Origin of the sequence: Pseudomonas lactis (assembly GCF_001439845.1) — a bacterium.
GTDB lineage: Bacteria > Pseudomonadota > Gammaproteobacteria > Pseudomonadales > Pseudomonadaceae > Aquipseudomonas > Aquipseudomonas lactis.
This window is the reverse complement of record NZ_JYLO01000024.1, coordinates 13,345-35,684: the sequence shown is the minus strand read 5'-3', so window position 1 is coordinate 35,684 and position 22,340 is coordinate 13,345. Positions and strand designations below refer to the sequence as shown.

Below are 22,340 nucleotides of genomic sequence, written 5' to 3'. Positions count from 1 at the left end.
GGTGTTGCCCCTTTTTTTTGATGGCTGTCGGTACCCCATTTTACCATCCCACCAACCCCGGCCCCCCCCCCCCCCCCGAGCACCGCCACGACCGTCGTATCAAAAACCGGGCTCAAACTCATCCAACGGATCAAAAACACTGACAACATCAACGATGTTCCCGAGATCGAAGCGATCCCGGATATAAATATAAAAGCATCCAGAACTATAACTCTCCGCGCCTATCCGTGTAGAGGTCACACCTACGCTACATGTACCGTCTTAACCGAAGCGATACTTCTGGTTTTTTTGATCGCTACAGGTTGCATCTTAGAAAACATTTGACATACAGGGCGCGTGCGATCTGGAACTTTTCGCACACCTGCCGCCACCTAATACTTGTAAAACTATACAGGCACTGCCCTACAAACTGAGGGAAGCCTTACGGAATAGAAGAGCCAGTAACGTTAGCTGGCCACTAACTCCACGCCAATGCCATAACACTTCAAGAAAATAACTTTAAATCATTAATAAAGTGAGTCATTCATGAAGACACTTTCTTCTTTCGGGCATCCCCCGCTTATTCCCAGCGGACCACCGATTGCAGACTTTAACCCAACTCAAACAGCGCCCCCAGCAAACAAAGCGAACACCACACCGCAATGGCCCCCCCCGCTGAGCCCCGGCGGACCACCCATTGCAGACTTTAATCCAACTCGGACAGTTGCTCCCTCGCCGCCAGTAAAAAATACGACCGCGCCACCGCAGGACCATGAGCTTGATTTCTCCAAAGGCGTCATTTATGGGGGAGACACCGTTTCTGCGCCTACGAGCTATCCGCCCAAGGAACAGGTGCAGCGCATAGAAGCCTATGCCGGACGTGTAGTGGCACACATCAAGACCTTGGAACAGGGTAAGGAAGGCGAAAACAACGTCAAATTCCAGAACGTTCGCCATTTTCTAGAGCCTGCGGGTTACTTCAGTGGCGGGTTACTGGCTGCCGGGTACGACCCACATGAAAAATTCACCGTGACGTTCAACTCCTACGTAGGTAAATGGAAGAAAGAGGTGCAGACCAACACCGAAGAACGCACTTACTATGCATGGGAAATTGCAGCCGGTGCCCTTAAGCACGACAGAACACCGGAAGGCGGTTTACTCAATTTTCAAGAGACGAAAGTCAAGCCACAAGACGCGAACAAGATCAACGATCTGGAAGCGCTGGGTGCGCGTCTACAGGCTCACTGGAAGGTGGATGTAGCCGAGCCTATGCGCGACATGTACGGTGCCTTGGCGAAACGCTCCGGAAAAGCGGATGCCTATGCTGTGCGCGGAATTCTAGAAAGCCTGCGTAACGACAAGAACAGCTATGAACAACTCTCCCCCGAAGGGCAAGACGCAATCCATCGTACACTTTACAGAAACGGCAACGTGGTCATCCCAAACATATATGGCTACCCACTGGCAGGGCATGCATTTATCCCGTTCACCAACTATCACGGCGATTACGACCACCGGCCTAATAAAGGTTTGCTCATTGACTTGAAAAACGGCACGGTCAGTGAAATATACGGCGATGACGATTTTGCCCACTGGGCTGAGAAAAATCGTAATGAGCTGTACAGTAGTTTTAATGCCAGTGACAGGCAGGGCGGCAAAGACTCTCATTGGCCATCGGCCGCAAATGTGCTCGAAAACCTGATCGACTCCAACAGGGCTACATACCCCGGTTATCAAAACTGGATAAAAGACAAGGCTGTGCCTGTGAGGGAGACTTTCAATTATACCCAATCACGAAATAGCGAATACTTCTTGAAATGGGGAAACCTTGAGTCCGGCATTGCTAACGAGTACCAAGCTGTGAACGCCAAGAACGCAGTATGGGCCGACCAAACGCAGGTGTTTGGTTCCGAGCAGCAAGCGTGGAAGAACGCGAAGGAATTATGGGGACGCACCTTCGGTTACGTGCCCGTCCTTGGTAACGCGGGCAATATTGTCTTCGGTGTGCATGACTCCATTCACGGCATGACCGCCGACGATCGCGTTGGCGGCACTGCCGCAGCGGTGATATCGAGCCTGCAACTGGTGCACGAACTTGCACCCAATGGGGTAGAAGCGGGCCTGGGTGAACTTGAGTTGCCTTCCCCCCCGTCTAGCAGCAAGAACTACAGTTGGAGGTACAATTCCGAGACACAGGATTTTGAATTTGTGCGCGCACCAAAAGCTTCGAACGACAGTCATATTCCCACAAACGTCGAAACAGACGAATCAAATCGTTCGGTGCCGGCTAATAGTGGAGGCGCCCGCCCGTCGAAGGCACAAACGGGAAACTTCCACCACTGAGTTCCGTAGAAAACATACCCACGGGTGAGGCACTTTTTTCTACGGGTGAAAAAGCCGTCATCCTGAGTGGAGAGGTCAATGACCTGAATGTGGTCAACGAAAAGCTGTATACCTTTACCGACAAAAATAAAAAAGGCACGGAAACACGATTGAATGTACTCGTCCATGGCAGTTTCAACCCTGAAACTGGCGTAGCAAGAGTTGTGTTCGATGGACAACTCCACACCCCGGCAGAGTTGCTTCAGACTCTTCACGCAAAAGGTGTACGCCCGGAGCTTTTTGACAACATACGCCTGTTGTCATGCAATTCTGCAACTGGGGGAGACGCTTCCTTTGCCGCTCAATTTCAAAGGCTGATAAGGCGCCCTGTAAAAGGGTATACCGGCAATCTCACCGCGAGCCTTTCGCCGGAAGTTATAACGGCGGCCATTGACAAAGTAGAAAAAGCTTATCTCCAACACGTGCAAAAGAAGGGCGTCACCCTTACTCCCGCTGTAACGGCCTACGTGAGAGGCCAGGCTGAGCAGTATATCGCCGATGAAATGAAGGTAAATTCACGTTTCATACCGTCGAAGACCAACCCCTATTGGAACCCACTCAAGTGGTGGGCCTTCACCTATAAGCCTGAGACATTCCACCCTAAACCTTGAAAATTCATTTATGAGTAGAGGTGACCGGCGACTGTATTTCTCCATGCAACGACGACGTGATCGAAGTTTTATAGTAACTTTTTTAGACAAGACACAGGCGCAGCCCCACGGGGCCTGCGCCTTTTTTTGCGCGCTGGCGCGCCGTCATATACGGCAGCATATTTAACAGGAATCAAGCGCCCGGCTTTCACGACTCATTACTGCCATAGCTACCAGGGAGGGCTGTGCTGGCATCTATTCATACAATGAGAGCCGAACTTATGCCCCTTTCACTCAATCCGACATCCTCGCCATCGCTGCCGTCCGCCGTCCCCCATCCGATATCGAACACTCAAGCGCAGGTGACACCGCCACCGCCCACTGCAAAAACCGTCCACCCTGACGAAACAGCCCTGCTCAAGGCCTACCTCGAGGCCGCACAACGCAAGGTGTTGCACGGCAATGCCGGGCTTATAACCGTACCGCCCCAAAGCACCCTGGGCCAATGGCTTGGGCTGTATCGCACGCACTTGGAAAATGCCGTCGTACAGGGCTGGCTGCGCGAACAACACTTCGCCCCGGACACCTTGCTTTCAATCAACCCCTCTACAGGTACCTTGTCCGCCGAGGTCGAGGGCAAAACGAAAACCTTCCATCTGTCGGATACATCAGGCTGGGGACAAATTTCAGGCCCCCTGCTGGACGCCGCAAAAGTTATCGCCCCTGGCAATAACGGTGATTTGCGTGTGAGGTTGGGTAAGGACTCCATACAGGTCAGCGCAAAAGTGGTGGCCAACTTTGAAGGCGTGCCCCTTCCCCAGACGCTGTCCCAGGCTCGAGCACAAATAAGGCATCTGGAACATAAAGACACCTTCGACCCTATCCCCGCCGATGACCGCCTGCGCCCTGCCAGCAGCCGCTCGGCACAGGCGCTTCAAGAGCAACAACACAATGCCGCCAAGTACTACAGCACCGCACCACAGGCGTTGGCTTACAAGCGCCTGGCGGTTGACGTCGCCAACAACCTGCCCAATACGCGGGCAGAAGCCAAGAAATGGGCGGATGACCTGCTGCTCAAACTCACGGGCAAACCTATCGACTCCGATACTGTCTATTTGAACCGCTTCAAAGGCGGTGAAAGCGCGGACACGGCTACCGGCTGGGAACACACTTTTCAGGAGCCCTGGTCCTCACTGCGCTTACCCGACGCCTTGCTGAAGAACTTCTCCGAGCACGACTGGGTGCCTGGCAACCTCGACCTCGAGGCAGGTTTGTATACCCAGCCCGCAGGGCAAAGCGATAAAGGCGGTTACGGCAAGCACAATCAAATCGACCTCAAGCCGTCACAAGTGATGCACGAGAGCTGGAAAACCGACTTTCAAACCCAGATGACCCAGAAATTCGACAGGTTCTGGAACGCGCACACCGATAACTACCACACGGTAATCAAAGGTGAGTTCGTTTCCCAGGCACGGGAGCAACTGAAGAAAGCCCAAGCCTGTTCACCTGCTGAACGAGCCTTGCAAGCCTCAGAACACCAGTTCACTCGTGGCGACTACAGCCTGGTAATGGCGACGGCGAACAATATTCCACTCGACGAAAACACACCCCTGAGCCTTGAACAGCTCAAGGCCAAAGCGCCAGTAAGCAGCGCTCCCCAAGTGCATGCCCTTGATATCCACGGTTTCACATCCAGTGACATTCTTCGATTCAGTAGCGACGACACTGGCCGGCAAGTGCTTTACATACCTGGAGCCAAACCGGCATTTCTGCGCTTCGACTCCTTGGACAAGCTCAATCAATGGGTAATTGACCAGACGAAGGACCCGAAAAAAAGCCAGTCGCTGCTCGCGCACTTTTCATTGGCTGATCGTCAGAACCGTAAGCCTGACCTTCTCATACAACTGGCAATCGGGTTTGTACCGGGCGCGAGCTTTACGGGTATTGGCGACAAGCAAGATGGCCTGGACGCCCTCTTCAAGAAAATGGCCGCCGGTGAGCTGAAAAACCCGGTGAACACCAGTAGTCACTCGAAAATCGAGGGGGATGTGTTTTCCACCCTGACAACCGCCGCCAAACAGCGCATGACGAGTGACACCGACGTCGTCGTCAAATCCAACAGCGAAGTAACCCGAGATACGTGGTTGAACGACATTACCGTAGCCGCCGGGCTATTGGCCAAGCTTGCGCCTATCGCTGCACCGGTTGCCGGCGCAGCGGCACTTGCCGGGCTGACCGAGTTGGGGTTGGGCTTGGAACAAACAACGTCCGGGGACACCGAGGCGGAACGCGACAACGGAGCTTCCAAGGCACTCGATGGTTTGCTGAACACGTTGTTCTCAGCGGGGGCAAGCGAAGTTCCGGAAGATCCTTTTGCATTGCCGCCCGAGAAAGAGCTACCGGTTGTGGACCCGCTCGCCCAACCGCAAATCAATGAACTCGAAGAGCCAACACCAGGCCCATCCAGCGGCACCCCCACGGTTAACGAAGCTGGGGCTCCCCTGCCAAAATCCCAAACACTCTTGCCGATGGCTCCCTATGCCGTGTCTGAGGGTGAGCAGTTGATAAAGAGCGCGCCCCGCGATGCGTTGGGTGTCTATCGAATAACCGACAGCCAGGGGGCACTGCGCCAGTTCGTGCGCTTTACCGACGAGACGGGGGCGAGCAAAGTATTTGAAATATCAGGCCGCTATCGAACCGGCGACGTGTTCGCCAAAATCATTAATCCCGATAACGGCGCAGGGCTGATGGTCATCACACCTGGGCGTGATGGAGAATGGGCCAGGGCGCCGGGCAATGGCGGGGTGAAGTGGCCATGGCAACGCTCTGAGTCCCCAACACCAAGTAACGATCTAAAAACGCCTGCACAGGTATCGGATAATTTTATTGAGTTAAACGGTACCAAAATGAAAGGCGCTGACATACTCGACAAGTGTTTCAATGTTGAAGAGCAAGCGAACTATAAATATGGCGTCAGCTTCAAGGAAGAGAACGGTGTTTTAGAAAACCGCCCTGTCTTTTCCTGGACAACGGACAGCGGGGACTTCACGGTATCCGAATCGGAAACAGCTTCGCCATCCGAGTATGGTACCAGCAATTATTCTCCACAATTTATCAAAGACATCAACCGAGACCCTTACACAATAAGAAGCGCTGACCTGGAGAACGTTGAAATCGACATACCCCAGCAGATAGCGGGAATGACTATCCCAGATGACTTAGAACAACAGATCCGTAATGGTCTTATAGGGGATGGGATCAATGCATTTGAGCGCACCGTGCCCGATCCTGACATGCGAGCGGCAATTTCAGAGGTTGCTCATCAAGGCTCTTCCGCTCCTGCGTGGTTTGAATTGCAGCCTCCCCGAGTGAAAGACGGTTATATCAGCAGTGTTGGCGACAGGCAGTACGTCATCGACTATAACCCTTTAAAAAATGAGACCGAGGTTACAATAACCACCCAATGGCGCCTGAAATCTGAGGTTAGAGGTGAGTCCACCCTCGCCAAAGACGTGAACATAACAGCCACTCGAACTTTCAACCTCCGTGCAAGTAATGAAATAGACGGCCCGCCCGTTATAATCGATAAATCGGCTCCCATCCGGATAGAAGTATCCCCTACCTAAGCCAGCTGAACGGCGGTAACCTCGGTTACCGCCTTTTCGTTTGGGCAGCTTTTACGCCTGCCATTTCAGGGGTCTCCATGGAAAGAATCGCCATTAAGCCAGTGCTCCTCGCCGCAAGCCTTCTAGCTTTTATACCGATGGCTCACGCCGCTACCACCCTGGTCTACTGCTCCGAAGCCAGCCCCGCCGGCTTCGACCCCAGCCAGTACACCAGTGGCACCGATTTTGACGCATCCGCCGAAACCGTGTTCAACCGCCTGACCCAGTTCAAGCGCGGTGGCACCGAGGTCGAACCAGGCCTGGCCACCAGTTGGGACGTGTCGAAGGATGGTCTGACGTATACCTTTCACCTGCGTGAAGGCGTCAAGTTCCACACCACCGACTTCTTCACCCCGACCCGCGACTTCAACGCCGATGACGTGCTGTTCACTTTTAATCGTCTGCTGGACGCCGAGAGCCCGTTTCGCAAGGCCTACCCCTCCGAATCGCCCTACTTCACCGACATGGGCTTGAACACTACGATCAAAGGCCTTGAAAAACTCGACGAACACACTGTGCGTTTCAACTTGAACAACGTCGATGCTTCGTTCGTACAGAACCTGGCCATGAGTTTCGCCTCGGTGCAATCGGCGCAATACGCCGCCCAACTGTTGAAAGAAGGCAAGGCCGAGCAGATCAACCAGCAACCGGTGGGCACCGGGCCGTTTGTGTTCAAGCGCTACCAGAAAGACGCGCAGATCCGTTATGCGGCCAATAAGCAGTATTGGAAACCCGAGGACGTGAAGCTCGACAACCTGGTGTTCGCCATCACCCCGGACGCCGCAGCGCGCCTGCAGAAACTCAAGGCCGGCGAATGCCAGGTCAGCGGTTACCCGCGCCCCGCTGACATCGAGGCAATGAAGCAAGACCCCAACCTGCGCGTGCAGCAACAAGCGGGCTTCAACCTGGGCTTCCTTGCCTACAACGTGACTCATCCGCCGCTGGATCAGCTCAAGGTGCGCCAAGCCCTGGACATGGCCATCGACAAGCCCGCCATCATCAAGGCCGTTTACCAGGGCGCCGGACAATTGGCGCAGAACGCACTGCCTCCCGCCCAGTGGTCTTATGACCCTAAAATCCAGGATGCACCCTACGACCCGACCAAGGCGCGGTTGCTACTAAAAGAAGCAGGGGTTGCACCAGGTACCACCATCAATCTGTGGGCCATGACCGTACAACGCGCCTCGAACCCGAATGCGCGAATGTCCGCACAAATGATTCAACAGGATTGGGCCAAGGTCGGCATCAAGGCCAACATCGTCAGCTATGAGTGGGGCGAATACATCAAGCGCGCGAAAAATGGCGAACACGACGCAATGATTTACGGCTGGACCGGCGACAACGGCGACCCGGATAACTGGCTGGGCGTGCTCTACAGTTGTGCTGCGGTCAAGGGCAGCAACTACGCCAAATGGTGTAACCCGGCCTACGACAAGCTGGTACAGCAAGCCAAGGTCAGCAGCGACCGCGAGCAGCGCATCAAGTGGTATCAACAGGCACAGAAAATCCTTAAGGAACAAGTACCTATAACGCCTATTGCGAACTCGACGGTTTTCCAGCCAATGCGCAAGCAAGTGCGTGACTTCAAGATCAGCCCGTTCGGGCTCACGCCGTTCTACGGTGTGGGTCTAGATAAGTAACAACAGCGCCCCAACCGAGTGCGCTAGACGCCTCGGCTGGGCTTTTTTGGTGCGCCATTTGCACCGAAAAAACCCTCCAAATAGGCACTTTTGTGTCAGAACTTTCATAATTGCGACATTCCTGTACGTTCGTACCACAGTTTTCCCTTTGCAACCGCTCTGCATCTTGCATTGGGTATGGCGCCTGCATAAGTATCCGCAGGCCGACTCACGAGGTCGCCCTCACCACCAAAAATGACAACAAATCATGAGGCCAACATGCTTAAACACGCAGTCCTTCCGTTATTAGTGAGCGCTGGCCTTATGGCCGCAGCCCCCGTAGCCCTTGCGGCAACTAACCTGGTGTTCTGCTCCGAAGGGAGCCCGGCCGGTTTCGACCCAGGCCAGTACACCACCGGAACAGACTTCGATGCCTCGGCCGAAACCATGTTCAACCGCCTGAGCCAGTTCGAACGTGGCGGCACCGCCGTCGTTCCTGGCCTGGCCACCAGCTGGGACGTGTCCCCGGATGGCCTGACGTATACCTTCCACCTTCGCGAAGGCGTCAAGTTCCACACCACCCCGTACTTCAAGCCGACTCGTGAATTCTCGGCCGACGACGTACTGTTCACCTTCAACCGGATGATCAATAAAGACGATCCATTCCGTAAGGCCTACCCCACCGAGTTCCCGTACTTCACGGACATGGGGATGGACACCAACATCAAGAACATCGAAAAAGTCGATGACCACACCGTCAAGTTCACCCTTGGCACCGTGGACGCCGCGTTCATCCAGAACCTGGCCATGAGCTTCGCCTCGATCCAGTCCGCCGAATACGCTGCGCAGCTGTTGAAGGAAGGCAAGCCTGCCGACATCAACCAGAAGCCGGTCGGCACTGGCCCGTTCGTGTTCAAGAGCTACCAGAAAGATTCGAACATTCGCTACACCGGCAACAAGGACTACTGGAAACCTGAAGACGTGAAGATCGACAACCTGATCTTCGCTATCACCACTGACCCGTCGGTGCGTATCCAGAAGCTCAAGAAAAACGAATGCCAGATCACCCTGTTCCCACGTCCGGCTGACCTCAAGGCGCTGGGTGAGGACAAGGACCTGAAACTGCCGCACCAGGCCGGTTTCAACCTGGGCTACATCGCCTATAACGTCATGCCAGTACTCAAGGGCCAGACCGCCGCGAACCCGCTGGCCGACCTGCGCGTCCGTGAAGCCCTGGACATGTCGGTGAACAAGCAGCAGATCATCGACTCCGTGTACCAAGGTGCCGGCCAGTTGGCAGTCAACGCCATGCCGCCGACCCAGTGGTCCTATGACACCACCATCAAGGATGCCAAGTACGATCCTGCCAAAGCCAAAGAGCTGCTCAAGGCCGCTGGCGTCAAGGAAGGTACCGAGATCACCCTGTGGGCCATGCCGGTTCAGCGCCCCTACAACCCCAACGCCAAGTTGATGGCCGAGATGCTGCAGAACGACTGGAAACAGATCGGCCTGAAGGTCAACATCGTCAGCTACGAGTGGGGCGAGTACATCAAGCGCTCCAAGGGCGGCGAGAACCAGGCCATGATCATTGGCTGGAGCGGCGACAATGGTGACCCGGACAACTGGCTGAACGTGCTGTTCGGCTGCGACTCGCTGTCGGGCAACAACTTCTCCAAGTGGTGCGACAAGAAATTCGACGGCATCGTGAAAGAAGCCAAGGCCACATCGGATGTCGCCAAACGCACCGAGCTGTATAAGCAGGCGCAACATATCCTCAAAGATGCAGTCCCGATGACACCTATCGCGCACTCGACGGTGTATCAACCCATGCGTAATACCGTACAAGACTTCAAGATCAGCCCGTTTGGCTTGAATTCCTTCTACGGCGTTAGCGTCAGCGGCAAGTAAGGATCAATAACGGCGACGTTTCATAACGTCGCCGTTATTCCATCCGCCTGGACCTTAGGAAACAGACTACGTTTGCAAGCGTTGCCGTCTTACAGCAATGAACTGCGACCCGTGCCTCCGTTGCCTACAAGGTCAGTCAGAATTGACGCATTTACTGCAAGGTCAACGCCCCATAAGGTCGTAGGACAGCAGAGGCATCATTCTGGGGAAGGGCACTTGCTGTGTGTGGGATCAGTGAGGTCTGCCTGGCTGAACGCCAGCAGGAAGGCTCGCTGTTGATAACTACAAACAAGGACGGGGAACGTCATGCGCCATACCACCGTTGTATCCGCTCTGTTTGCCACCAGCCTGCTGGCCGTGGCCACGATGGGCCAAGCCGCCGAGAAGAAGAGCCTGGTGTTCTGCTCCGAAGGCAGCCCGGCAGGGTTTGACACTGCGCAATACACCACCGCCACCGACAACGATGCGGCGGAGCCTTTGTATAACCGTTTGGTGGAGTTCGAAAAAGGCGCCACCGACGTCGTCCCTGGGCTGGCAACCAAGTGGGATATTTCCCCAGATGGCCTGACCTACACCTTCCACCTGCGTGAAGGGGTGAAGTTCCACAGCAACAAGGAATTCAAGCCGACGCGGGACTTCAACGCCGACGACGTGCTGTTCACCTTCAACCGCATGCTTGACCCCGAGCACCCGTTCCGTAAGGCCTACCCCACCGAGTTTCCGTACTTCAACGGGATGAGCCTGAACAAGAACATCGCCAAGGTCGAGAAAACAGGCCCCTACACCGTGGTGATGACCCTGAACACGGTCGACGCCGCGTTCGTGCAGAACATCGCCATGAGCTTTGCCGCAATCCTTTCGGCCGAATACGCCGAGCAGCTGCTCAAGCAAGGCCGGCCCAGCGACATCAACCAGAAGCCGATCGGCACCGGCCCGTTCGTGTTCCAGCGTTACCAGAAAGACTCGCAGATTCGCTACGTGGGCAACAAACAGTACTGGGACCCGAGCCGCGTCAAGCTGGACCAGTTGATCTTCGCCATCAACACCGACGCGTCGGTGCGCGTGCAAAAACTTAAGGCCGGCGAATGCCAGGTCACCCTGCATCCACGCCCCGCCGATGTCGAAGCCCTCAAGGCCGACCCGAACCTGCAACTGCTGACCAAGCCGGGCTTTAACCTCGGCTATATCTCCTACAACGTGCGCCACAAGCCGTTCGATCAGTTGGAAGTACGCCAGGCGCTGGACATGGCGGTGAACAAGCAGAGCATCCTCAATGCTGTGTACCAGGGCGCCGGGCAACTGGCGGTCAACGCCATGCCGCCGACGCAGTGGTCTTACGACGACAGCATCAAGGATGCCGCCTACAACCCGGAAAAAGCCAAGGAGTTGCTCAAGGCCGCCGGCGTCAAGGAAGGCACCGAGATCACCTTGTGGGCCATGCCGGTACAGCGCCCGTACAACCCCAACGCCAAGCTGATGGCCGAGATGCTGCAGAACGACTGGGCCAAGATCGGCCTCAAGGTCAAGATCGTCAGCTATGAGTGGGGCGAGTACATCAAACGCACCAAGAACGGTGAGCACGATGTCAGCCTGATCGGCTGGACCGGCGACAATGGTGACCCGGACAACTGGCTCGGCACCCTCTACAGCTGCGACGCCATCGGCGGGAACAACTACTCCATGTGGTGCGACCCGGCGTACGACAAGCTGATCAAGCAAGCCAAGGTCGTGACCGACCGCGAACAAAGGACTGTTCTGTACAAACAGGCGCAGCAACTGCTCAAGCAGCAGGTGCCGATCACGCCTATCGCCCACTCGACGGTCAACCAGCCGTTAAGCGCCAAAGTCGAAGGCTTCAAGGTAAGCCCCTTCGGCCGCAACGTGTTCTCGGGCGTCAGCATCAACCCATAAGACAATAACCGGATGGCGGGGAGCGAAATCGGCTCCCCGGCAAACGTGCAGGCTTTTGTTGGGAAATTTCCTACGCCAAACGTTTGCAATAGCTTGAACGAGTTCCACACCCAATAGCCGGATCACCCAAAAAGACCGGCATTAAAAAAGAGAACCAAAGGAGCTTCACCCATGAAACTGAGCAGCAAAGCGCTTCTGGCCTTGGCCATCAGCAGCATCACGGCCACCGCCTACGCTGAAACGCAAAGCCAGGACTTCGTTCCTACCACCCTGGCCGGCACCAGCGCCCAAAGCGAGGCCAAAGGCTTTATCGAAGATTTCAGCCTGGGCGGTACCACGCGTAACTGGTACTCCCATGAAAGCAAATACCGTGGGGGCACCTTCTCGTACCAGAAACACGGCCAGACCCTGACCGATCGCAACCGTACCAACTGGGTGCAAGGCACCATCCTCAACGCCAGCTCGGGTTTCACCCAGGGCACCGTTGGGGTCAAGACTGAAGTGGCGGTGTACAACGCCCTGGTGCTGGACCGCAGCAAGCGTGATATCAAAGGCGGCTCCAACCGTACCCTGGCCGACTCCAACGGCGACGCCGTCGACCAGTGGAGCAAACTGGGCCTGGCCAACGTGCAATTCCGTGTGTCCAACACCACACTGACCGCCGGTCGCCAGAACTTCAGCAGCGGCATCGTCGACACCATCGGCAACCGTGCCCTGCCTTCCAGCTTCCAGGGTGTGAGCTTCAACAGCGAAGAGTTCAGCAACCTGTCGTTCCAGGGCGGCGTGTTCGACCGCGTTTCGCCACGTAGCGAGCAGAGCCTGTCGAAATTCCGTAGCGAATACGGTAATGGCGCAGAAACCGACAAAGTGTCGACCCTGGGTGTGAACTACCAGCCGCTGAAAAGCCTGAAGACCAGCTTCTTCGCCGCTAACGTGAAGGACTTCTGGAACCAGTACTACTTCGGCGCCACCCACGAGCTGGGCGACGCGCAGCAGTTGGGCCTGACCACCGGCTTCAACTACTACAAGACTGTCGATGAAGGCAAAAAAGAGATGGGGGAAATCGACAACGATACCTTCTCCCTCTCCCTGGGCCTGACTCACCAGGCACACAGCCTGACCTTCGGCTACCAACAAGTGAACGGTAACGAGTACTTCGACTACCTGCACGAAACCAACGGTATCTACCTGGCCAACTCCCTGACGTCTGACTTCAACGGCCCGAACGAGAAATCCTTCCAGATCGCCTATGCCATCAATATGGCTGAATACGGCGTACCTGGCCTGAAGTTCAACGCCTACTCGGCACGCGGCTGGGGCATCGACGGCACCCACTACACCGGCAACAACGGCCGGGCCAAGTTTGCCTACGACGGCATCCAGTCCCAGGACGGCGAGAAGCACCAGGAATACGGTGTAGGCGCCTCTTACGCGCTGCAGAGCGGCCCACTCAAAGCCACCACCGTGCGCGCAACCTATGTTGAGCACCGTGGCAGCGAGTTCCAGTCCGACGGCAGCATCAAAGAGTTCCGTCTGGTTACCACCATCCCGTTCAACATCCTTTAATTAGTGCCAGGCAGGCGGCGAGCTCAGGACGAGCCCGCCGCCTACGCTTTTCTGGCTCCATCGATTGCAGAGGGCTCTGAATGAAAATGCTCCCACTACAAGCCGCCATGGCCGCTGCGCTGTTGAGCGTGGCGATCGGCGTTTCGGCCAAACCGCTGGTGGTCTGCACCGAAGCCAGCCCGGAAGGTTTCGACCCGGTCCTGTACACCACTGCCGTGACCGCTGACGCCGCCGCTGAAACCATGTTCAACCGCCTGGTGGACTTCAAGCCCGGCACCACAGAAGTGGTGCCCGCCCTGGCCAAAGACCTGCCGGAAATCAGCGCCGATGGCCTGACCTACACCTTCCACCTACGTGACGACATCAAGTTCCACACCACCGACTATTTCAAACCCACGCGCAACTTGAACGCCGATGATGTGCTTTGGAGCTTCCAGCGCCAGCTGGACCCGAATCACCCTTGGCATAAAAAGTCAGCTGTGGGTTACCCGTATTTCGAAAGCATGGGCTTTAAAGAACTGCTCAAGAGCGTAGAGAAGACCGACGACCACACCGTCGTGTTTACCCTGACCCGTCCTGAAGCCCCCTTCCTGGCCGACCTGGCCATGGCGTTTTCCTCAATTCACTCCGCCGAATATGCCGACCAATTGCTCAAGTCCGGCAAGACCGATGACCTGAACGCCAAGCCGATCGGCACCGGGCCGTTCATCTTCAACCGCTACGCCAAAGACGCCCAAGTGCGCTTCAAGGCCAACCCGGAGTACTTCCGTGGCAAGCCGCCGGCCGATCCCCTTATTCTGGCAATCACCACCGACAGCAATGTGCGCCTGCAAAAGCTCAAGGCCAACGAATGCCAGATCGCGCTGTATCCCAAGCCCGATGATGTACCCAGCGCCAAGGCTGATCCCAACCTGAAAGTGGCGGAACTGGCGGCGATGACCACCAGCTACACCGCCATGAATACCACCCACAAGTACATGAGCGATGCGCGAGTACGTCACGCGATCAATATTGCCTTCGATAAAAAGGGCTACAACGAATCGCTGTACGGCAAAGGCAACGCCGTCGATGCCACCGGCCCGTACCCGCCGACCCTGCTGGGCTTCAGTGACAAGCTGAAAAACCCTGTTCGCGACCTGGACAAAGCCCGCGCTCTGCTCAAGGAAGCCGGCGTACCGGAAGGCACCGAGTTCACCCTGTTCACCCGCAACGGCGGCGGCCCGACCAACCCTAACCCGATGCTCGGCGCCCAGCGCATGCAGGCGGATCTGGCCCAGATCGGCCTGAAGGTCAATATCAAGGTCATGGAATGGGGCGAAATGCTCAAGCGTGCCAAAGCCGGCGAGCACGACATGGTTTCTGCCGGCTGGGCCGGGGATAACGGCGACCCGGACAACTTCCTCACCCCAAACCTGAGTTGCGATGCAGCGAAAAACGGCGAAAACTACGCCCGCTGGTGTAACAAAGAGTTTCAAGACTTGATCGACAAGGCCCGCGCCGACGCTGAACCCGCCGAACGCGCCGCACTCTATGAACAAGCTTTGGCCGTATTCGAGAAGGACCAACCGTGGATTCCCATGGCTTACCCGAAAATGTTTACCGCCATGCGCAAGAACGTCGAGGGTTATACCCAAAGCCCTCTGACCACCAATAACTTCGCCACCACCCAGGTGAAGTAAATAAGAAAAACGCTCGGCATCGTCGACACTGACGGTGCCGGACCTGCCTAACCGGCTGATTGAGGTACACACCAAGATGTTTAGTTTTATTGCCCGCCGACTGGGGTTATTGATCCCCACGTTCTTCGGCATCACGTTGCTGACCTTTGCGTTGATTCGCATGATTCCAGGCGACCCCGTAGAAGTCATGATGGGCGAGCGACGGGTTGACCCCGAAATGCACGCACAGGCAATGGAGCGCCTTGGCCTTAACAAGCCGCTGTATGCGCAATACCTGGACTATGTCGGCAAGCTCGCCCAGGGCGACCTTGGCGAATCGCTGCGCACGCGCACCAGCGTGTGGACCGAGTTCACCGCCCTCTTCCCCGCGACCCTGGAACTGTCCATGGCCGCGCTGTTGTTCGCCGGTATCCTGGGCCTGTTGGCCGGGGTGATCGCGGCACTCAAGCGAGGATCCCTGTTCGACCATGGGGTGATGGGCATCTCCCTGGCGGGGTACTCGATGCCGATCTTCTGGTGGGGCCTGATCCTGATCATGTTCTTCTCGGTGAGCCTGGGCTGGACCCCGGTTTCCGGGCGTATCGACCTGCTCTATGACATCGAGCCGCGCACCGGTTTCATGCTGATCGACACCTTGCTGGCCGACGAGCCGGACGCGTTCTGGGATGCGTTGCACCACCTGATCCTGCCGGCCATCGTGCTCGGCACCATCCCGCTGGCGGTGATCGCGCGCATGACCCGTTCGTCGATGCTCGAAGTGCTGCGTGAGGACTACATCCGCACCGCCAAGGCCAAGGGCCTGTCGCCGGCTCGCGTGGTGTTCGTGCACGGCCTGCGCAACGCGCTGATCCCGGTGCTCACCGTGGTCGGCCTGCAAGTCGGCACGCTACTGGCCGGTGCGGTACTGACCGAAACCATCTTCTCGTGGCCCGGCATCGGCAAATGGCTGATCGAAGCCATTGGCGCCCGGGACTACCCGGTGGTGCAAAACGGCATTCTGCTGATCGCCTGCCTGGTGATTCTGGTGAACTTCGTGGTGGATATCCTCTACGGCTTCGCCAACCCACGCATCCGTCACCAGCGCTGAGATCATGACCATGACCACACCTACTCAAGTGTCAGCAGTCGATCAGAGCCTGCTGTACCCGTCTCCGTACAAAGAATTCTGGCAAGCCTTCTCCAAGAACAAAGGCGCGGTTGCCGGCCTGCTGTTCATGTTGCTGATCGTGTTCTGCGCGATCTTCGCCCCGTGGGTTGCCCCGCATAACCCCAGCGAGCAATACCGCGACTTCCTGCTGACGCCGCCGGCGTGGCTGGAAGGCGGGCAGATGCAGTTCCTGCTGGGCACCGACGAACTGGGCCGTGACTTGCTCTCGCGCCTGATCCAGGGCTCGCGCCTGTCGTTGCTGATCGGCTTGTCGTCGGTGGTGATGTCGCTGATCCCGGGCATCCTGCTGGGCCTGTTCGCCGGGTTCTTCCCGCGCTTGCTGGGCCCGACCATCATGCGCCTGATGGACATCATGCTGGCCCTGCCGTCGCTGCTGCTGGCCGTGGCGATTGTCGCCATCCTCGGCCCTGGCCTGATCAACACCGTGATCGCCATCGCCATCGTGTCGCTGCCGTCCTACGTGCGTCTGACCCGCGCCGCAGTAATGGGCGAACTTAACCGCGACTACGTAACTGCCGCCCGCCTCGCTGGCGCCGGCCTGCCACGCCTGATGTTCATCACCGTGCTGCCTAACTGCATGGCACCGCTGATCGTACAGGCGACCTTGAGCTTTTCCTCGGCGATTCTCGATGCCGCGGCCCTGGGCTTCCTCGGCCTTGGCGTACAACCGCCAACCCCTGAGTGGGGCACCATGCTGGCTTCGGCCCGTGACTACATCGAACGCGCCTGGTGGGTCGTGAGCCTGCCTGGCTTGACCATTTTGCTCAGCGTGCTGGCAATCAACTTGATGGGTGACGGCCTGCGCGATGCGCTGGACCCGAAACTCAAGAACGCCGCCTGAGGAGATTCCCATGTCACTGTTAGAAATCAAGAATCTCAACGTGCGCTTCGGCGACAAGACCGCCGTGCCGGTGGTCGATGGCCTCGACATTTCGGTCGACAAAGGCGAAGTACTGGCGATCGTTGGCGAGTCGGGTTCGGGTAAATCCGTGACCATGATGGCGCTGATGGGCCTGATCGAGCATCCCGGCATCGTCACCGCCGATGCGCTGAACTTCGACGGCAAGGACATGCTCAAGTTGAGCAACCGCCAGCGCCGCCAGATTGTCGGCAAAGACCTGGCGATGGTATTCCAGGACCCGATGACCGCGTTGAACCCCAGCTACACCGTGGGTTTCCAGATCGAAGAAGTGCTGCGCCTGCATCTGAAAATGTCCGGCAAACAAGCGCGCAAACGCGCCATCGAGCTGCTGGAAAAGGTCGAGATCCCAGGCGCTGCCAGCCGTATGGATGCCTACCCGCATCAACTGTCCGGCGGTATGAGCCAGCGCGTGGCAATTGCCATGGCGATTGCCGGCGAGCCCAAACTGCTGATCGCCGATGAACCGACCACCGCGCTGGACGTGACCATCCAGGCGCAGATCATGGAACTGCTGCTGGCCCTGCAAAAAGAGCAGAACATGGGCCTGGTGCTGATCACTCACGACCTCGCGGTCGTGGCTGAAACCGCCCAGCGCGTGTGCGTAATGTACGCCGGCCAAGCCGTGGAAGTCGGCCAGGTGCCGCAGCTGTTCGACATTCCGGCACACCCGTACAGTGAAGCGCTGCTCAAGGCGATTCCCGAGCACAGCCTCGGTGCTACGCGCCTGGCCACGCTGCCGGGCATCGTACCCGGCCGCTATGACCGTCCGCAGGGTTGCCTGCTGTCGCCGCGCTGCCCGTATGTGCAGGACGCCTGCCGCGCCCAGCGGCCGGGCCTTGACCCGAAAAGCAACAGCCTTGCCCGCTGCTTCTACCCGCTGAACCAGGAGGTGGCGTAATGGCCGTCGTACTTACCGCCCGCGACCTCACCCGTCACTACGAAGTGTCCCGTGGCCTGTTCAAAGGCCACGCCACCGTGCGTGCCCTTAATGGCGTGTCTTTTGAGCTGGAAGCCGGCAAGACCCTCGCCGTGGTGGGCGAGTCGGGCTGTGGCAAATCCACCCTGGCCCGTGCCCTCACGCTGATTGAAGAGCCCTCGTCGGGCTCGTTGAAAATCGCCGGGCAAGAAGTGGCCGGCGCCGACAAGGCCCAGCGCAAGCAATTGCGCAAAGACGTGCAGATGGTGTTCCAGAGCCCCTATGCCTCGTTGAACCCACGCCAGAAAGTCGGCGATCAACTGGCGGAGCCGTTGCTGATCAACACCAACCTGTCGGCCGCTGAGCGCCGCGAGAAAGTGCAGGCGATGATGAAGCAAGTGGGCCTGCGCCCTGAGCATTATCAGCGCTACCCGCACATGTTCTCCGGCGGCCAGCGCCAGCGCATCGCGTTGGCCCGGGCGATGATGCTGCAGCCCAAAGTGCTGGTGGCCGATGAACCGACCTCGGCGTTGGACGTGTCGATCCAGGCCCAGGTGCTTAACCTGTTCATGGATTTGCAGCAGGAATTCAACACCGCCTACGTGTTCATCTCCCACAACCTGGCGGTGGTGCAGCACGTTGCCGATGATGTGATGGTGATGTACCTCGGCCGCCCGGTTGAAGTGGGCCCCAAGGAAGACATCTACGCACGCCCGCTGCACCCTTACACCCAGGCGCTGCTGTCGGCCACCCCGACCATCCACCCCGACCCAAGCAAGCCGAAGATCAAGATCGTCGGCGAACTGCCCAACCCACTGAACCCGCCGCCTGGCTGCGCGTTCCACAAGCGCTGCCCATATGCGACGGCGCGTTGCAGCAGTGAGGAGCCGCTGTTGCGTCCGTTGGATAACCGGCAGGTGGCATGCCACTACGCGGAGCAATTCGTGGCCTGAAGCAACACAACCTCCCCTGTAGGAGCGAGCTTGCTCGCTCCTACAGGGGCAGCGGTTTAAATGAGCTCCATCGCCCTTCCCGCCAGATTGCGCATCAGTCTGGCCGGAGGGGCTTTTTTTGCGCGGTTGTAACAAAAAACATACCGTTTGAATCTATGCCAAAAGCCCTGAAAACATTGAGCCAGACCGTTTTGAAAAGTGTATAGATTGTAAATGCAATTTACTTCTGTTTGAGAATCAATACCATTACGGCGCACGGAGAGCGCTGGATACACGAAAAAATTCAGACGCCTCTCGCTCAATCGCCCCTCCTAAAGGACTTTGTGGACATGTCGTCTCAATTCAGGCTCAGCCATCTCTCGCTGGCGTTTATCGCTACCCTTTCGTCCCCCGCGCTACTGGCGCAGAGTGTGGAAAAAGAACGCGACAAAGTGCCGATCCAAGCGACAGACCTGCCTGTGGATGGCACGCCCCAAGCCCTGGTGCTGGGCGAGACACGTGTACTGGGCACCGCCGCCGAAGAACTCAAGCAAGCGCCCGGCGTGTCGATCATCACCGCCGAAGACATCAAGAAACGCCCGCCCACCAACGACCTGTCGGAGATCATCCGCCGCGAGCCGGGTGTGAACCTGACCGGCAACAGTTCCAGCGGCAGTCGTGGCAATAACCGCCAGATCGACCTGCGCGGCATGGGCCCGGAAAACACCCTGATTCTGATCGATGGCAAGCCGTCCACCTCGCGCAACGCGGTGCGTTACGGCTGGAGCGGCGACCGTGATACCCGTGGCGAAACCAACTGGGTACCGGCCGAAGAAGTCGAACGCATTGAAATCCTGCGCGGCCCGGCCGCCGCCCGTTATGGCTCCGGGGCCATGGGCGGGGTGATCAACATCATCACCAAGCGCCCCACTGACCAACTGCACGGCTCGCTGACCGCCTACACCGCCTTCCCCGAAAACGATGCCGAAGGCGCGAGCAAGCGCACCAACTTCAACCTCAGCGGCCCATTGACTGACACCCTGGCGTTCCGCGTCTATGGCGGCCTGAACAAGACCGAAGCCGATGACGCCGACATCAACCGCGCAGCGCAAGCGACGCCGGACTCGTTGGTAGCCGGCCGCGAAGGTGTGCGCAACAAAGACGTGAATGGCTTGCTGAGCTGGCAGTTCACCCCCGAGCAAACCCTCGACCTGGAAGCCAGCTACAGCCGCCAGGGCAATATTTTCGCCGGCGATACCATGCTCAACGGCGGTGGCACGTTCGTGGAAAGCCTGGTGGGCAAGGAAACCAGTGTGATTCAACGCAGCAGCTTTTCTGCCACCCATCGCGGCGAATTCGACTGGGGTTCGACCCTGGCCTCGCTGACCCACGACCTGACCCGCAACGAACGCCTCAACGAAGGCCTGGCCGGTTCCGGCGAAGGCGCGCCCTCCGCCAGTGCAGGCGGTTTCGAGTCGCGCTTGCGCAACACGCGGGCCACGGCCGAGGTCAACCTGCCCCTGAGTTTCGGCGCCGAACAGGTGTTGACCCTGGGCAGCGAATACCTCTACGAGTCGATGAACGACCCAGGCTCGTTGCGCCCGCAAACTTACGACCCAGGCACCGGCGGCGTCCCCGCCATCCCGGGCGTCAGCCGCAACAGCACCAAGACCACCGCCTCAAGCTACGCCTTGTTTGCCGAGGACAACATCGAGCTGGGCAGCAAGACCGTGATCACGCCTGGCTTGCGCTTCGACGACCATGAGGAATACGGCGGCAACTGGAGCCCCAGCTTCAACGCTTCGCACCAGTTGACCGACGAACTGAGCATCAAGGGCGGCATTGCCCGCGCCTACAAGACCCCTAACCTGTACCAGTCCAACCCGAACTATTTGCTCTACAGCCGTGGCAATGGCTGCAACGCCAGCGAAGCCAACATGGGCGGTTGCTACCTGGTGGGCAACCGCGATCTGAAGCCGGAAATCAGCGTCAACAAGGAGATTGGCTTGGCTTTCGACAAAGGCAACTGGCGCACCAGTGCGACGTACTTTCGTAATGACTACAAGAACAAGATCAACGCCAGTAACGAGGCGGCTTTCCGCCTGGGCAACGGCCGACGTGTTCTGGAGTGGGAAAACAGCGGCCCAGCCTTGGTGCAAGGCGTTGAAGGCAACCTGTTCGTCAGCCTGCGCGATGACCTGGACTTGAATACCAACCTGACCTACATGATCGACTCCAAGGACAAGGACACCGGCGAGCCCTTGAGCATCATCCCCAAGTACACCGTCAACACCACGCTGGACTGGCAAGCCACTGACAAGCTGTCCTTCCAGGTCAGCGGCACCTACTACGGCAAGCAGGAGGCGCCGACGCTCAACTCACGCAGCGCCAGCAGTTACGATCGCAGCGCCCAGCAGGACGTCGACCCGTACGGGCTGATGGGCCTGAGCAGTGGTTACGAATTCAGCAAGAACCTGAGCGTGCGGGTGGGCATCAACAACCTGCTAGACAAGCGCTTGTCGCGCAAAGGCAACGCCGAGGATGCGGGCGCGCAGACTTACAATGAGCCGGGGCGGGCTTACTTCGCGTCGGTGACCACATCGTTCTGAGGAAAAAGGGCGGCCAATAAAAATGCCTTGGAGGTCCCATCCAAGGCATCGATTGTTTGAAACGCTTTCCCTTGGCGAACCTACGTCTGGCTATCGCCTTCGTCTGCGTCGTCGCTGTCAGGCTCGTCGGTGGTCGAGTCGTCATCGTCTTCGCTGCCACCCTGGCCTTTATCGCCTGGCTCTGCTTCGGACTTGGCCAGTTGCAAGTCCGAGCTCTGGCTACTCGTCACCCTCGCTGCGCCCTGCACCGGGTTATGCGCCCAGGCCGTCGACATCCCCAACGACAACAGCACCAGCACTTTCATCAACAGCACGACGCGTTGAACAATACTCATGGTCGATTCCGTCCAGTCAGTAAATGGGCCCCGCACGGCAGTCATTAACTGCCACCAGCGTTTAAGCTAGTCGCGATGCCGGTTTACCGCCAATCTCCAGCCTTTTGGAGATCAAAATGTGGGAGGGGGCTTGCCCCCGATTGCGGAGTATCAGAACCC

At 57.7% G+C, this 22,340-nt stretch carries 14 protein-coding genes; 13 read left to right on the top strand and 1 reads right to left on the bottom strand.

Going from position 1 to position 22,340, the window contains the following annotated elements:
• The first annotated feature begins 525 nt into the window (after positions 1-525).
• From TX24_RS29520 to TX24_RS29465, 13 genes are all read left to right on the top strand, one after another.
• On the top strand, positions 526-2,322 hold the full coding sequence (locus tag TX24_RS29520) for a hypothetical protein (RefSeq protein ID WP_338059767.1): 1,797 nt from the start codon (positions 526-528) through the stop codon (positions 2,320-2,322).
• A gap of 89 nt (positions 2,323-2,411) precedes the next feature.
• Positions 2,412-2,972, top strand: coding sequence for a hypothetical protein (locus TX24_RS32845; protein WP_338059766.1), 561 nt, complete (start codon positions 2,412-2,414; stop codon positions 2,970-2,972).
• Between the two features lie 260 nt (positions 2,973-3,232).
• Positions 3,233-6,577, top strand: coding sequence for a dermonecrotic toxin domain-containing protein (locus TX24_RS29515; protein WP_057712017.1), 3,345 nt, complete (start codon positions 3,233-3,235; stop codon positions 6,575-6,577).
• Between the two features lie 77 nt (positions 6,578-6,654).
• A complete protein-coding gene (locus TX24_RS29510; RefSeq protein ID WP_034134858.1) occupies positions 6,655-8,256 on the top strand; it encodes an ABC transporter substrate-binding protein in 1,602 nt (533 codons plus the stop codon).
• Between the two features lie 258 nt (positions 8,257-8,514).
• Positions 8,515-10,143, top strand: coding sequence for an ABC transporter substrate-binding protein (locus tag TX24_RS29505; protein WP_003188490.1), 1,629 nt, complete (start codon positions 8,515-8,517; stop codon positions 10,141-10,143).
• Between the two features lie 366 nt (positions 10,144-10,509).
• A complete protein-coding gene (locus TX24_RS29500; RefSeq protein ID WP_373874266.1) occupies positions 10,510-12,054 on the top strand; it encodes an ABC transporter substrate-binding protein in 1,545 nt (514 codons plus the stop codon).
• 171 nt (positions 12,055-12,225) lie between these two features.
• Entirely contained in the window at positions 12,226-13,620 is a 1,395-nt protein-coding gene (locus TX24_RS29495; protein WP_003188488.1) for an OprD family outer membrane porin, read from the top strand.
• Positions 13,621-13,700: 80 nt separating this feature from the next.
• A complete protein-coding gene (locus TX24_RS29490) occupies positions 13,701-15,299 on the top strand; it encodes an ABC transporter substrate-binding protein (RefSeq protein ID WP_044271568.1) in 1,599 nt (532 codons plus the stop codon).
• Between the two features lie 76 nt (positions 15,300-15,375).
• Positions 15,376-16,386: an ABC transporter permease subunit gene (locus TX24_RS29485; RefSeq protein ID WP_003171721.1), complete on the top strand. Its 1,011-nt coding sequence runs from the start codon at positions 15,376-15,378 to the stop codon at positions 16,384-16,386.
• Positions 16,387-16,396: 10 nt separating this feature from the next.
• Positions 16,397-17,308, top strand: coding sequence for an ABC transporter permease subunit (locus TX24_RS29480; protein ID WP_003188486.1), 912 nt, complete (start codon positions 16,397-16,399; stop codon positions 17,306-17,308).
• A gap of 10 nt (positions 17,309-17,318) precedes the next feature.
• On the top strand, positions 17,319-18,287 hold the full coding sequence (locus tag TX24_RS29475; RefSeq protein ID WP_003188485.1) for an ABC transporter ATP-binding protein: 969 nt from the start codon (positions 17,319-17,321) through the stop codon (positions 18,285-18,287).
• Positions 18,287-19,258 carry a peptide ABC transporter ATP-binding protein gene (locus TX24_RS29470; RefSeq protein WP_003188483.1) on the top strand — a complete coding sequence of 324 codons (972 nt, stop codon included), beginning with the start codon at positions 18,287-18,289 and terminating at the stop codon, positions 19,256-19,258. The genes TX24_RS29475 and TX24_RS29470 overlap by 1 nt, the downstream gene beginning before the upstream one ends.
• A gap of 329 nt (positions 19,259-19,587) precedes the next feature.
• Positions 19,588-21,846: a TonB-dependent siderophore receptor gene (locus TX24_RS29465; protein ID WP_057712016.1), complete on the top strand. Its 2,259-nt coding sequence runs from the start codon at positions 19,588-19,590 to the stop codon at positions 21,844-21,846.
• Positions 21,847-21,926: 80 nt separating this feature from the next.
• Here TX24_RS29465 and TX24_RS29460 read toward each other — a convergent pair whose 3' ends face one another.
• Positions 21,927-22,181: a hypothetical protein gene (locus tag TX24_RS29460; protein WP_057712015.1), complete on the bottom strand. Its 255-nt coding sequence runs from the start codon at positions 22,179-22,181 to the stop codon at positions 21,927-21,929.
• Between the last annotated feature and the right edge of the window lie 159 nt (positions 22,182-22,340).

What these genes read in the sequence shown, in the direction of transcription:
- TX24_RS29520 (WP_338059767.1), top strand. Translation starts at nt 526, where the DNA reads ATGAAGACACTTTCTTCTTTCGGGCATCCCCCGCTTATTCCCAGCGGA.
- TX24_RS29515 (WP_057712017.1), top strand. Translation starts at nt 3,233, where the DNA reads ATGCCCCTTTCACTCAATCCGACATCCTCGCCATCGCTGCCGTCCGCC.
- TX24_RS29510 (WP_034134858.1), top strand. Translation starts at nt 6,655, where the DNA reads ATGGAAAGAATCGCCATTAAGCCAGTGCTCCTCGCCGCAAGCCTTCTA.
- TX24_RS29505 (WP_003188490.1), top strand. Translation starts at nt 8,515, where the DNA reads ATGCTTAAACACGCAGTCCTTCCGTTATTAGTGAGCGCTGGCCTTATG.
- TX24_RS29500 (WP_373874266.1), top strand. Translation starts at nt 10,510, where the DNA reads ATGGGCCAAGCCGCCGAGAAGAAGAGCCTGGTGTTCTGCTCCGAAGGC.
- TX24_RS29495 (WP_003188488.1), top strand. Translation starts at nt 12,226, where the DNA reads ATGAAACTGAGCAGCAAAGCGCTTCTGGCCTTGGCCATCAGCAGCATC.
- TX24_RS29490 (WP_044271568.1), top strand. Translation starts at nt 13,701, where the DNA reads ATGAAAATGCTCCCACTACAAGCCGCCATGGCCGCTGCGCTGTTGAGC.
- TX24_RS29485 (WP_003171721.1), top strand. Translation starts at nt 15,376, where the DNA reads ATGTTTAGTTTTATTGCCCGCCGACTGGGGTTATTGATCCCCACGTTC.
- TX24_RS29480 (WP_003188486.1), top strand. Translation starts at nt 16,397, where the DNA reads ATGACCACACCTACTCAAGTGTCAGCAGTCGATCAGAGCCTGCTGTAC.
- TX24_RS29475 (WP_003188485.1), top strand. Translation starts at nt 17,319, where the DNA reads ATGTCACTGTTAGAAATCAAGAATCTCAACGTGCGCTTCGGCGACAAG.
- TX24_RS29470 (WP_003188483.1), top strand. Translation starts at nt 18,287, where the DNA reads ATGGCCGTCGTACTTACCGCCCGCGACCTCACCCGTCACTACGAAGTG.
- TX24_RS29465 (WP_057712016.1), top strand. Translation starts at nt 19,588, where the DNA reads ATGTCGTCTCAATTCAGGCTCAGCCATCTCTCGCTGGCGTTTATCGCT.
- TX24_RS29460 (WP_057712015.1), bottom strand. Translation starts at nt 22,181, where the DNA reads ATGAGTATTGTTCAACGCGTCGTGCTGTTGATGAAAGTGCTGGTGCTG.